Raw genomic sequence first — 14877 nt, 5'->3', positions numbered from 1 at the left:
ATGAAAAAACATATTTATATACCACTATTATTTTTAGCTTTTACATTGTCTGTGAAGGCTCAGGATGTAGTGTCTATTACAAAAACTGAAGTCTTAACTAAAGTTTCAGAAAACAATACAAGTATTAAGATTTCTGAGGAAGATTTTAATCAGGCGAAAGCAGATTTTAGACAAACAAACGCTGTGTTTTTACCAAACATAACGGCTAGTCATACAGCAATAGCAACGACAAATCCGTTAATGGCATTTGGTTCTAAATTGAATCAAGAAATTTTAACAGCAAATGATTTCAGTCCTGCGTTATTAAACGACCCGTCTCAGATTGAAAACTATGCGACAAAATTCGAAATTCAGCAACCATTAATCAATGTAGATGGTAAGTTTCAACGAAAAGCGGCTAAATCTAAAATGGAAGCTATGTCTTTAAAGACGGAACGTACACAAGAATATTTAGCGTTTGAGGTTGAAAAAGCCTACATGCAATTACAATTAGCTTATAAAGCAGTAGATGTTTTAGAAACCGCTTTAGAAGCCGCAAATGCCAATAAACAATTAGCAGATAATAGTTTTAAACAAGGCTACTTGCAACGCGCAGATGTTTTGAATGTTGAAGTACGAGTGACTGAGGTAAAGAATCAATTACAATCCGCAAAAAGTAATGTGCAAAATGCTTCAAATTATTTGTCATTTTTAATGAATGATGACACCTATGTGATTTACACACCAACAGATGAATTAGAGGTAACAACGACAACAATAGAGGATAAGTCAATTTCTGAAAACCGTTCAGATATTAAAGCGATGGAATTGGCCTCTAATGCTTATGAAGCAATGAACAAGGCTGATAAAATGGCATTCTTACCAAGATTAAATGCATTTGGAAGTTACGAATTGTACGACGACCAAATTTTTCAAGCAGATGCTAGTGGTTATTTATTTGGCGCACAATTAAGTTGGGATATTTTTCAAGGGTCTAAACGTTTTGGGAAAGCACAAAAAAGTAAATCTGAATTCGAAAAATCGAAACTAGAATATAAACAATATGTGTCTCAAAGTAATTTAGAATTAAACAAAGCGAAACGTGCGTTTATTGATGCTGAAAACAAACTGCAATTAAACACTTTAGCTTTAGAACAATCTGAAGAATCTTTAAGAATTAGAACTAATAGATTTAAAGAAGGTTTAGAAAAAACGTCTGATTTATTAATAGCTGAAACACAATATGCTCAAAAACAGTTAGAATATTACCAAACTATTTTCGAATACAATTACGCACAAGCTTACTTACAATTTTTAACTAAAGAATAATTTTTCTTGCAAGGTTTCTAAAACCTTGTAGGTATCAACATAAAAACAATCAAAATGAAAAAAACATATACAATCCTAACATTTTCTTTAGCCTTGTTATTTGCGAGTTGCGGAAGTGAAGATAAAAAACCAGTTGAAGATAATTCGCCAGCAATTACAGTGAAAACGAGTCAGGTGGAAGCTAATACAAATAGTCCTTTTTTGGCTGTAAGTGGAAAAATTCAGGCTGTGAATAGTGCTGATTTAAGCACAAGAATGATGGGTTACGTTAATAAAGTTCATGTTAATGTTGGAGATAAAGTACGTAAAGGACAATTATTAGTGTCTATTAATAATGCTGATTTACAAGCTAAACGCGCGCAAGTAAACGCAGGAATTACAGAAGCAACAGCTGCTTTTAATAACGCACAAAAAGATTACAACCGTTTTAAAAATTTGTTTGCAGAGAATAGTGCATCACAGAAAGAGATGGATGATATGACGGCTAATTTTGAAATGGCAAAAGCACGTTTAGAGTCTGCTAACCAAATGAAAAACGAAATTAATGCACAATTTACATACAGTAATATTACAGCACCATTTAGTGGAACAATTACAAGCAAAAATGTGGAAGCTGGTAATATGGCAAATCCAGGAGCACCATTAATAAGTATCGAAACACCAGGACATTTTGAAGTGATGGCAATGGTACCAGAATCTGAAATTTCAGAAATTAAAAAAGGGACTACAGTTGATGTTTTGGTAAAATCTATTAACCAAACCATTAAAGGAAAGGTGACTGAAGTTAGTACATCTGCAAAAAATACTGGAGGTCAATATTTAGTGAAAATAAATTTGGATAAAACAGATGCGAAAATCTTATCTGGCATGTTTACAACAGTTCAATTTCCTGTAGAACGTAAAGCTAAATCAGAAATGGTTTTAGTACCAACAGAAGCTATTATAACTAACGGTCAATTATCTGGTGTGTATACGGTAAGCCAAAGTAATACAGCCATGTTACGTTGGTTACGTTTAGGAAGAACTTTTGGAGACCAAGTAGAAGTTTTATCTGGTTTAAATGCAGACGAAGCTTATATCGTTTCAGCTGAAGGAAAACTTTATAATGGTGCTAAAATCAGTGTGCAGTAGACAGTAAACAGTATTCAGTTAGCAGTTGCAGTACGCACACCATATGTTGCAAGGCTAGTGACAAACTTGATAGGTAAAAAAATAATAATAACTAAAAAATAACCCGTAATAGTTTTTCCCCTTTGGGGAAATTAAAAGGGGCTTCTATATTATGAAAGAAGGAATCGCAGGTAAAATCGCCAAAGTCTTTATGCAATCTAAGTTAACCGTGTTGTTAATGATTGTATTTATGGTGGTTGGTGTATATAGTTCGTTTTTAATTCCACGTGAGGAAGAGCCGCAAATTGACGTGCCAATGGCAGATATTTTTGTGGGTTATCCTGGAGCAAGTCCTACGGAAGTAGAATCGCGAGTGATAAAGCCTTTAGAGCAATTAATTTCTAATATCAAAGGTGTGGAATACGTGTATTCTACGTCTATGAAAGAACAAGGCATGGTGATTGTTCAGTTTTATGTTGGCGAAGATATTGAGCGTTCGTTTGTGAAAATGTACAACGAAATCAATAAACACATGGACCAAATGCCAGCTGGTGTTACGTTTCCATTAGTGAAAACTAGAGCGATTGACGATGTACCAATGTTAGGTTTAACGTTGTGGAGTGAGAATTATGACGATTATCAATTAAACCAAATGGCTCAAGAGTTAGAAGCCGAAATTAAAAAGGTTAATGATGTTGCGATTACACATAAAATAGGAGGAAGAGACCGTCAGTTACGTGTGGTTTTAGATAAGGATAAATTGGCAGCAAGTGGATTAGATTTCTTGTCGGTTTCTGAAATGATTAAGGCCAATAACAGTCAATTAAGTGCTGGAAGTTTTGATAAAGGAGATACTGAATTTTTGGTAAATACGGGTAAATTCTTAGCATCTGTAACCGATGTTGAAAATTTAGTAGTTGGTGTACAACAAAATCAACCGATTTATTTGAAGCAAGTTGCTAAGATTATTGATGGACCAGAAGTACCTCAAAATTACGTGAGTTTAGGTTTTGGAAAAGGAGGCGAAAAATCAGCTGAATATAAATCTGAATATCCTGCGGTTACTATTTCTGTTGCTAAACGAAAAGGCGCAGATGCTATGAAAATCGCAGAAGTCATTATTGATAAAGTAGACCATTTACGTAGTACCTTAATTCCTGATGATGTTCACGTTGAAATCACAAGAAACTATGGCGAAACAGCGTCTCATAAAGTATCTGAATTATTATTACACCTAATCGGTTCAATCTTCGCTGTGACGATTGTTGTGATGTTAGCTATGGGTTGGCGAGGTGGATTAGTTGTGTTTTTATCAGTACCAATTACGTTTGCTCTAACGTTGTTGAGTTACTATATGATGGATTACACACTAAATCGAATCACGCTTTTCGCATTGGTATTTGTAACAGGAATCGTCGTCGATGACTCGATTATTATTGCCGAAAATATGCATAGGCATTTCAAAATGAAACGCTTGCCATTTAAACAAGCGGCTTTATATGCCATCAATGAAGTTGGTAACCCAACCATTTTGGCAACCTTTACAGTAATCGCTTCGGTATTACCGATGGCTTTTGTTTCTGGTTTAATGGGACCATATATGGCACCAATGCCAATTGGCGCATCTATTGCCATGATATTATCTTTATTTGTAGCCTTAACAATCACACCATATTTAGGGTATATTTTCTTAAGAGAAAAAGATAAAAAAGGAGCAGAAGAGAAACCTGAAAAAGCTGTAGAGGATACTCTTATTTATAGAATTTACAACAAGTTTGAAAGACCACTTTTAGAAAGTAAAGGCAAACGTTGGTTGTTTTTATTAGGAACGTTCGCCGTGTTAATGGGAACCATGGTATTGTTTTTTACCAACTCGGTAGCAGTAAAAATGTTGCCTTTTGATAATAAGAATGAATTCCAAGTGGTTATTGATATGCCTGAAGGCACAACTTTAGAAAGAACAGGAGTTGTAGCTCAAGAGATTTCTCAATATTTATCTAACAGACCAGAAGTCGTTAATTATCAAAACTATGTTGGGACATCTGCACCAATTACATTTAATGGTTTAGTGCGTCATTACGATTTACGTGGTGGAAGTAACATGGCAGATATTCAAGTGAATTTATTGGATAAGGAAGAGCGTTCTACTCAAAGTCATGATATCGCCAAACTTATGCGTCCGGATATTCAGAAAATTGCAGCAAAATATAATGCAAATGTGAAGTTAGTGGAAGTGCCGCCAGGACCACCAGTAATGTCAACCATTGTTGCCGAAGTTTATGGACCTGATTATGAAGAGCAAATAAAGGTTGCAAACCACGTTCAAGACATATTAAAAAACACAGATGATGTGGTTGATATTGATTGGATGGTAGAAGGTGACCAAACCGAATATCAGTTTGATATCAATAAAGAGAAAGCCATGTTGTATGGTGTTGCACCACAGCAAATTGCTTACACTATGAATATGGCTTTATCTAATAGAGCGATTACTAATTTGTACGATGAAGATGCTGTTAACCAAATTGGTTTAGTATTAGCTTTAGATGAAAAAGAAAAATCTACGATTACTGATATTTCACAATTAAAAGTAAAATCTAAAATGGGGAATATGGTGCCAATTTCAGATTTGGTTGATATTTCTCAAAATATGGCAGCAAAAAGCATTTACCATAAAAATCAAAAACGTGTGGTTTATGTGATGGCTGATATGGCTGGAGAATTAGAGAGTCCTGCATATGCCATTTTAGGAATGGAAGAAAAATTGAAAGAGATTCCATTACCACAAGGCTTTGAGATTAATGAAATGTACTTAGGTCAACCAGAATTTGAAGATAATTATACTGTGAAATGGGATGGTGAATGGCAAATTACTTTAGAAGTATTTAGAGATTTAGGAATAGCTTTTTTAGGAGCTATTATCTTAATCTATATTTTAATTGTAGGATGGTTTCAAAATTTTAAAGCACCAATTGTGATGATGGTTGCAATTCCATTATCCTTAATTGGAATTATTCTGGGACACTGGCTCATGGGAGCATTCTTTACTGCAACTTCTTTTATTGGTATGATTGCTTTAGCGGGAATCATGGTGAGAAACTCAGTATTACTGATTGATTTCATCAACTTAAGAACAGCAGAAGGCATACCATTAAAACAAGCTTGTATTGAAGCTGGAGCCGTTAGAACAACACCAATTTTATTAACAGCAGGAACCGTTGTTATTGGAGCGTTTGTGATTTTGTTTGACCCAATTTTCCAAGGTTTAGCAATTTCATTAATGGGAGGAACGATAGTTTCAACAGTGTTAACATTATTGGTAGTGCCATTAGTGTATTACATGATAGAGAAGAAGAATTATAAGTAAGTCGAGTTTTTCCTACAAGGTTTCCAAAACCTTGTAGGTATGAAAGATTGAGAACTAAACCTACAAGGTTGGTAAAACCTTGCAGGTTGTATAAAAATAGAATCAAATGAAATTAGTCATAGTTACAGCAGTAGAACAGTATCAAAAAGAGGTTTTGAAACTATTCAAAAAAGCAGATATAGAAAACTTTAGTAGTTCTGAAATTGATGGTCATAAAAATGGTTCATCTTTATTAATGGCTTCCAATTGGTTTCCTGCAGAAAAAGGAGGAAACGAATCTAGTATGTTCTTTTCATTCACTGATGAAGAGCGTATTGATGCTTTGTTCGAAGTTATAAAAGAATTTAATGAAAATTTAGAAACTAACAATCCTATAAAAGCGATAGTAGTTCCTATTGAAAGATTTATATAAACTAAAAAATTAATTAAAATGTTAAATACATATTTTAGAGTTATTGTTGGTGTCATGGTATTATTAAGCGTTGTACTTTCTGTTTACGTAAGTCCAAAATGGATGTGGTTTACCGTATTTATTGGTGTCAACTTAATTCAATCTGCTTTTACTAAGTGGTGCTTATTAGAAACTATTTTAATGAAATTGGGTATTAAGAAAGAGGGTGGAAGTTGTTCTGTTTAAAGTACAGAAACTTAAAAGTATTGGTTTTAATGAATTTGATTCTTCAGAAATTTTAAGGACAGGAAGTTTATTCTTTTTGTTGTTATAATGCAGGATCTAAAAATATAGTTTCCAATGCGGATTGAGAGCTAATAAAAAAACGACTTAGTTTATTCTAAGTCGTTTTTTTATGAATGATTATCCTGTAGTTTCAAAATGAATATGAATTGGAAACAGGATTGAAATAATAGGTTGAAAAATTCACTTAAATTTATAATATATTTTTTAATTAAATTTTAGGTACTATTCGTGGGTCACTATTAATTTTTTAGAGAAAGATTTATTATTAAGTAGAATTTTGGCTACATAAATTCCTTCACTTAAATTTTTTGATGGATAACTATAACTACTTTCTATCGTTGAAATAGAATGACTTAAGACCATTCGTCCATTGATGTCGTATACTTGAAACGATTTTAAATCTCTCAGATTAGGGTTTAAAATAGTAAATCGAGATTCTTGATTATTTACAAAAATATCAAATTGATCTTTAATATTAGATTGCGCACTCAATGTGTTGTCGTTTGCAAATACAATTCGAAATCTAGATTCAAAAGTTCCAGCATCAATATTTAAGTTATAATCTTGTTGTATTAAATCTACATAAATATTAGTTTCTAAATCGTGTAAATAAATTGGTTGCGAATCCTCAAAATTTTGAACATCAAAAATACTGAATTTCAATTGCTGCTGGTTTTCTGCCTTAACAACAACAGGTAGCGATAAATCTAAAGCATAAGCGTTTGCCTGAATAGTATAAGGTACAGCATCCAATATCCAAAAAGCATCGGTTGATGTGTCACTAGACGATTTTGCCTCCATCCCATAATCAAATCCAGGGGTTGCTGTATTATGAAAATTATGAAGTAATTGTCTTGTATGCTGATCATTAAACGTAACGTTTAAACGAAATCTTTTATAGTCTTGCGGAACATTATTAAGTCCATATTCATTATACAAAGATTCATTTGTATCTGTATCAGAAGTTATAGTTTGAGCGTTTGAACTTCGAAAAAACAGACTATTTCCATCAGATATTTTTTCATAAACACGATGTGCATTTTTCATATACACATTTGATCCAGAAGGTATGCCACTTGCACCTTCTACCATAAAACCTTGACCAATTGGGATATATCGCTTTGATATTTTTGTACCAGTATTTCCTCCTGGTGACGGAGCTAGGGGAACCGGATTACCTGCACCGTCGTAAGCTGAAAACATTGCGTTTACAAAACTTTCTACGCCTGTGTTAGAAATTGTATATGAAGCATAACCACCTATATACTCATCAAGCACATGTGATCCTTCATCAGATTGTTCCCAAAAATAAAGAGCACCAGTAGTTGTTGGATGAGGACTCGGACCATTGTTCAAATTTGTATTTTGTGGATCATGAATAAAAAGTAAGGCATCTATAGCGGATGGATAAGGATTACCAATGAGCGTAAATTGCTCCGCTGTAACTAAGTTATTTATTAAACCATTATTAGCTTTACCTCTAAAATCGTAAAGTTGGTTATTGGTACCAGATACTCCCTTCATAGTAAATCCAAGTCCAGGTAAAATAGGAGCAGACTCTCCAACAAAGTTCCAATCTGCATAGTCATTAGATGTGCTAAATGTGTATAACCAACGATCAGAAATAGTCAATGCTGGTGATGAAAACCCATCGTAACTAGACGTAAAAGCAACATCCACACTTGATGTTAAGCCTAAAGGATCTTGTAACGTTGCAATGTTGGTTGCTTCATCTATTAAATTGACACGTGCGGACTCGTTACCTGCAGTAACGGAATTGTTACCTACTGGAGAACACCAATAATTATAAATGTAATTACTGGCATTGCCTGTCTGATAGACACTCAGTTCACCAATACCTGTATTAGAAGATAGGTCGTTTCCTTGAATGAGTTGTCCTTCTTTCCTTAAATAAAATTTTGAATCAGTTTCACCTAAAGTTATAGCATCGTTCACAAAAATAATTTCATCGTTTACAATAATAAAATTGTCATTTCTTACGCTTAACTGTGCGTAGGCTGAGAAAGCTGTTCCAAGTAACATAATAAAAGCTGTAATAGTCCTTACATGAGTATTGAAAAATTGATGTTTTATCTTCACAATATTTATAAAGTGTACCATAGATATTTATTTAAAAATAAAATAGTGTCTATTACTTATTTTAATTTACCGTAGCTGTAACATTAGATTCATTGTAAGACCAATTATCGCTACCTATATTTCTTCCCCAGAGTGATATCGTATAGGTGCCATCACAAGCACTAGTTGCTCCACTAGTACCTCCGTAGCCTTTAGAATCATCATGATTGACTTCTGAGAAATTTCCACCTGATAGATTTACATCGCTACATCCTCCACTACCTGTTAATCGCACTTCAAAATTTAACGTATCCGTAGTGCTTGCTCCTGTTAATTCTACAATGGTAGACCAGTTTACTAGAATAACATCTCCGTTTCTCACATCTAATGAAGATGAAACATTAGAAATTCTTCTCCAATCATCTGAACTATTATAATTAGCACTTGTTCCTCTAGCAAAAGTGGCACTTCTTGATGATCTTATTGTTAATACTCCATCACTATCAGCGTAGACTATTCTGTTTCCTGAGCTACTTAAGTCGCGTACACGCACACTACCATTGTTGACATCTAATTGTTCTGATGGTGTTGTTGTGCCAATTCCTAATCCTGTTGTAGTTAAGGTCATTCCAGTGCCAGTGGTTACAGCAGTACCTGCTGTTACGCCTTCTGCTATTTCAAAACGCATGGCAGCATTTACATTACTATCAACATTTACGCTAATTCGTGCTGCATTACCATTTACGTCTGGAATACGTGCCGTATTATTAAATGTAACATTTGCATTTCCACCGCTATCATTAACAGTAAGCGCAACTGATCCTGTGTTTAATCCAGTTTCTATTCTGTTGGTTGCAATTTGTGTATGCGTAGATGTTGCTCGTCCTACTTGAATAATACCGTTAAGTACGTTTAATCTTTCTTCAGGATCTGACATGCCAATACCAACTCTATTTGTGTCAGCATCTATGGTAAATGTAGATCCATCAACTTGAAAGGCATCGTTAGCACTACCATTAAAATCGATGGTGTTTGTGTTTAAATTTACAATACGATTTGCAGTAATTGTGCCGTTAGTAGAGTAGATGTTATCATCGTTTCCACCACCAGCAGCTACAATTTGAGCAGCCGTTCTTCTGCGAATATTACCATTAGAATCTCTAGTTAATATGTTATCAGTATCTGCTCCATTATTAATGGTTCTTATCCTAACATCTCCAGCGATATCTAATTTCGCTGTTGGGTCGCTTGTGCCAATACCAATATTACCACCATCTTCAATAAAAAAATCATCAGTATTATTTGTACCTAGACGTACTTGTCCAGCACCTCGGTTACGTAAATACATGATACCATTACCTTCATTGTCAATAATTAAATCACCATCAGTACCATTATTTCTAATTATTTCTGCGTCATTAGAAGCATCAGCATCAGTATAAAATTGAATTCTTGAGTTTCTGTTTCCTGTACCCATTTGGTTCAGCCTTAAATCACCATCACTAGCTATATTAGTACCTAATTGACTAGTGCCATTAACATGTAACCTTTGTGCAGGTGCTGTAGTTCCAATACCAACATTACCATTGTTACTGATTCTTACTCTTTCATTATTATTAGAGTAAATGGCAAGCATTCCGTCTCCTTGTTGCTGCAACCCTGTATCATTATCACCAATAGCTAAATCTATATTTGGATTGGTTACACCTATACCAACATTATCAGAACTACCATCTACCACTAAAGTGTTAGCATCAAAGTTAAGATCAAAGTTTCCTTGTGTGATATAACGATTTGCAGTAATTGTGCCATTAGTAGAATAAATGTTGTCATCGTTTCCACCACCAGCAGCCACAATTTGAGCAGCCGTTCTACGACGAATATTACCACTAGCATCTCTAGTTAAAATATTATCTGTATCGGCTCCGTCATTTACTGTTCTTATTCTAGCGTCTCCGTTGACATCTAATTTGGCTGTTGGGCTGTTAATACCAATACCAACTTCATTCGCGCTACCATCTATTACTAAAGTGTTTGAATCAAAGTTAAGATCAAAGTTATTCTGTGTGATATAACGATTTGCAGTAATTGCACCGTTAGTAGAGTAGATGTTGTCATCGTTTCCACCACCAGCTGCTACAATTTGAGCAGCCGTTCTACGACGAATGTTACCACTAGAATCTCTAGTTAAAATATTATCGGTATCTGCACCGTCATTTACTGTTCTTATTCGAGCGTCTCCGTTGACATCTAATTTTGAAGTTGGAGCACTTATCCCAATACCAATATTACCACCATCTTGTATATAAAAATCATCAGTATTATTTGTACCTAAACGTATTTGTCCATTACCACGATTACGAATGTACATGATTCCATTACCTTCGTTATCAATTTCTAAATTACCATCCGTACCACTTCTTCTAATAATTTCGGCATCGTTAGAAGCATCTGTATCTGTATAAAATTGAATTCTTGAGTTTCTGTTTCCTGTACCCATTTGGTTCAGCCTTAAATCACCATCACTAGCTATATTAGTACCTAATTGACTAGTGCCATTAACATGTAACCTTTGTGCAGGTGCTGTAGTTCCAATACCAACATTACCATTGTTACTGATTCTTACTCTTTCATTATTATTAGAGTAAATGGCAAGCATTCCGTCTCCTTGTTGCTGCAAACCTGTATCATTATCACCAATAGCTAAATCTATATTAGGATTGGTTACACCTATACCAATATTATTAGAACTACCATCTACCACTAAAGTGTTAGCATCAAAGTTAAGATCAAAGTTCCCTTGTGTGACATAACGATTTGCCGTAATTGTGCCATTAGTAGAATATATGTTGTCATCGTTTCCACCACCTGCAGCTACAATTTGTGCAGCCGTTCTACGACGAATATTACCACTAGCATCTCTAGTTAAAATATTATCGGTATCGGCTCCGTCATTTACTGTTCTTATTCTAGCGTCTCCATTGACATCTAATTTAGCTGTTGGGCTGTTAATACCAATACCAACTTCATTCGCGCTACCATCTATTACTAAGGTGTTTGAATCAAAATTAACATCAAAGTTATTCTGTGTGATATAACGATTACCAGTAATTGCACCATTAGTAGAGTAGATGTTGTCATCGTTTCCACCACCAGCAGCCACAATTTGTGCAGCCGTTCTACGGCGAATATTACCACTAGCATCTCTAGTTAATATATTATCTGTGTCTGCTCCATTATTTACTGTTCTTATTCGAGCGTCTCCGTTGACATCTAATTTTGAAGTTGGAGCACTTATACCTATACCAATATTACCACCATCTTGTATATAAAAATCATCAGTATTATTTGTACCTAAACGTATTTGTCCATTACCTCGATTACGAACGTACATGATTCCATTACCTTCGTTATCAATTTCTAAATTACCATCCGTACCACTTCTTCTAATAATTTCGGCATCGTTAGAAGCATCTGTATCAGTATAAAATTGAATTCTTGAGTTTCTGTTTCCTGTACCCATTTGATGCAATCTAAAATCACCATCACTAGCTATATTAGTACCTAATTGACTAGTGCCATTAACATGTAACCTTTGTGCAGGTGCCGTAGTTCCAATACCAACATTACCATTATTACTGATTCTTACTCTTTCATTATTATTAGAGTAAATGGCAAGCATTCCGTCTCCTTGTTGCTGCAAACCTGTATCATTATCACCAATAGCTAAATCTATATTAGGATTGGTTACACCTATACCAATATTATTAGAACTACCATCTACCACTAAAGTGTTAGCATCAAAGTTAAGATCAAAGTTCCCTTGTGTGACATAACGATTTGCCGTAATTGTGCCATTAGTAGAATATATGTTGTCATCGTTTCCACCACCTGCAGCCACAATTTGTGCAGCCGTTCTACGACGAATATTACCACTAGCATCTCTAGTTAAAATATTATCTGTATCGGCTCCGTCATTTACTGTTCTTATTCTAGCGTCTCCGTTGACATCTAATTTAGCTGTTGGGCTATTTACACCAATACCAACTTCATTAGCACTACCATCTATTACTAAAGTGCTTGAATCAAAATTAAGATCAAAGTTCCCTTGTGTGATATAACGATTTGCCGTAATTGTGCCATTAGTAGAATATATGTTGTCATCGCTTCCACCACCAGCTGCAACAATTTGAGCAGCCGTTCTACGACGAATGTTTCCGCTTGCATCTCTAGTTAAAATATTATCAGTGTCAGCTCCATTGTTTACTGTTCTTATTCTAGCATTACCATTGACATCTAGTTTTGCACTTGGACTGTTGGTTCCTATACCGACTTCATTTGCACTACCATCAATCACTAATGTACTTGAGTCAAAATTAAGATCAAAGTTACCTTGTGTAATAAAACGATTAGCTGCAATTGTGCCATTGGTTGAATAAATGTTATCATCGTTTCCTCCACCAGCAGCCACAATTTGAGCAGCCGTTCTACGACGAATGTTTCCGCTTGCATCTCTAGTTAAAATATTATCAGTGTCAGCTCCATTGTTTACTGTTCTTATTCTAGCATTACCATTGACATCTAGTTTTGCACTTGGACTGTTGGTTCCTATACCGACTTCATTTGCACTACCATCAATCACTAATGTACTTGAGTCAAAATTAAGATCAAAGTTACCTTGTGTAATAAAACGATTAGCTGCAATTGTGCCATTGGTTGAATAAATGTTATCATCGTTTCCTCCACCAGCAGCCACAATTTGAGCAGCCGTTCTACGACGAATGTTTCCGCTTGCATCTCTAGTTAAAATATTATCAGTGTCAGCTCCATTGTTTACTGTTCTTATTCTAGCATTACCATTGACATCTAGTTTTGCACTTGGACTGTTGGTTCCTATACCGACTTCATTTGCACTACCATCAATCACTAATGTACTTGAGTCAAAATTAAGATCAAAGTTACCTTGTGTAATAAAACGATTAGCTGCAATTGTGCCATTGGTTGAATAAATGTTATCATCACTTCCACCTCCTGCTGCAACAATTTGAGCAGCCGTTCTACGACGAATGTTTCCGCTTGCATCTCTAGTTAAAATATTATCAGTGTCAGCTCCATTGTTTACTGTTCTTATTCTAACGTCTCCGTTGACATCTAATTTAGCCGTTGGGCTGTTTGTACCAATACCAACTTCATTAGCGCTGCCATCAACAACTAACGTGTTAGCATCTATATTCAAATCGAAGTTACCTGTTGTTAATGTTCTATTAGCATCCAATGTTAAATTTGTGTTAGCGATATTGGTGTCAGTTACTGAAACTATATCTGCTAATGGAACAGTCGCAGTATTACCATTTTCCAAAGAAATACTCAGATTAGAGCCAATGACACTAAAATTGGTGATTATTTGCTTATCCACATTAGAGCCTGCTGCCACACGAACCCATTCGCTATTGTCCCAATAGTAGTAGCCAGGTTGAACATCATTTATAGATTGCGTATTATACACTAATAGGCTTTCTACATTACCATTTGCAATGGTTGTAATGTCATTAGTACTTGTTAGTTCTACTCTTGGAATAAGTATTCCTTGTGAATTAGATTCTATATCTAATATAGATGATGAGTTAGGAGTAGTAGTACCAATTCCTACTTGGGCATTTGCATAAAAACAAAAACCAAAGATAAACATGGCAATTTTAAAAGTTGAAGTTACTTGAAGTCTCATTTTATAAAATCATTATTTCTTAGAGCACAAATAAACAAAAATAAAACCGATAAAAAGCATTTATCATCGATTAAATGCTATAATCATCGACAAAATAGGGTTATTAATCGATAAAGTGTAGTTTTGTTTGGGTTGTCTAATTGTGTAATTGATTGATTGTTAATTTGTTGAAAATTTAGAATCAATCAATTTTTTCTTACATAGAAAAATGAAAATATTGATGAATAAATTATGTTAATAAAAGAATTTAATAAAAGTTTAGAAGCTAATAATCCTATAAATAGGATTGTGGTTCTGATAAAAAGATCTATTTAGATATAAAACTTTGGAGGTTGAAAAAAAACCAAAAAAATGTTAAATGCATATTTTAGTCTAATAGTTAGTGTTAAACTTTTTGTAAACGTAAGCCTAAATTGGATGTAGTTCACTGTTTTATTTGGAGTGAATTTAATCCAATCCGTATTTACCAAATGGTACTTATTAGAAACTATTTTAGTGAAGCTAGGTGTTAAGAAAGAGGGGAGAAGTTGTTCCTCTTGTTAATTTTATGTTATAGAATGTAACAAATTAAATCTGTTTGCGTCCTATCAG

7 protein-coding genes are annotated in these 14877 nt (G+C 34.5%); 5 read left to right on the top strand and 2 right to left on the bottom strand.

Annotation, left to right across the window (positions count from 1 at the left end):
* The 5 genes from ACJJVO_RS07625 to ACJJVO_RS07605 all read left to right on the top strand — a co-directional run bounded on the left by ACJJVO_RS07625 (position 1) and on the right by ACJJVO_RS07605 (position 6422).
* Entirely contained in the window at positions 1 to 1308 is a 1308-nt protein-coding gene (locus ACJJVO_RS07625) for a TolC family protein (RefSeq protein ID WP_405572428.1), read from the top strand.
* A gap of 54 nt (positions 1309 to 1362) precedes the next feature.
* Positions 1363 to 2439 (top strand): efflux RND transporter periplasmic adaptor subunit, encoded by a 1077-nt coding sequence (locus tag ACJJVO_RS07620; RefSeq protein ID WP_405572426.1) that lies wholly within the window; start codon positions 1363 to 1365, stop codon positions 2437 to 2439.
* Positions 2440 to 2590: 151 nt separating this feature from the next.
* Positions 2591 to 5785, top strand: a complete 3195-nt coding sequence (locus ACJJVO_RS07615; RefSeq protein ID WP_405572424.1) for an efflux RND transporter permease subunit — start codon at positions 2591 to 2593, stop codon at positions 5783 to 5785.
* A 106-nt stretch (positions 5786 to 5891) separates the two neighbouring features.
* The gene (locus tag ACJJVO_RS07610) at positions 5892 to 6197 is read left to right on the top strand and encodes a hypothetical protein (protein ID WP_405572421.1); all 306 of its coding nucleotides are present in this window, start codon (positions 5892 to 5894) and stop codon (positions 6195 to 6197) included.
* 18 nt (positions 6198 to 6215) lie between these two features.
* Entirely contained in the window at positions 6216 to 6422 is a 207-nt protein-coding gene (locus ACJJVO_RS07605) for a DUF2892 domain-containing protein (RefSeq protein WP_405572419.1), read from the top strand.
* Between the two features lie 282 nt (positions 6423 to 6704).
* Here the strand turns inward: ACJJVO_RS07605 and ACJJVO_RS07600 are convergent, their stop codons facing one another.
* Positions 6705 to 8603 carry a T9SS type A sorting domain-containing protein gene (locus ACJJVO_RS07600; protein ID WP_405572416.1) on the bottom strand — a complete coding sequence of 633 codons (1899 nt, stop codon included), beginning with the start codon at positions 8601 to 8603 and terminating at the stop codon, positions 6705 to 6707.
* 40 nt (positions 8604 to 8643) lie between these two features.
* Positions 8644 to 14286 (bottom strand): beta strand repeat-containing protein, encoded by a 5643-nt coding sequence (locus ACJJVO_RS07595; RefSeq protein ID WP_405572414.1) that lies wholly within the window; start codon positions 14284 to 14286, stop codon positions 8644 to 8646.
* Between the last annotated feature and the right edge of the window lie 591 nt (positions 14287 to 14877).

The organism is Winogradskyella sp. Asnod2-B02-A, assembly GCF_045063645.1.
GTDB lineage: Bacteria > Bacteroidota > Bacteroidia > Flavobacteriales > Flavobacteriaceae > Winogradskyella.
The sequence above is the reverse complement of the archived record's forward strand: the minus strand, read 5'-3'. Positions and strand labels throughout refer to the sequence as shown.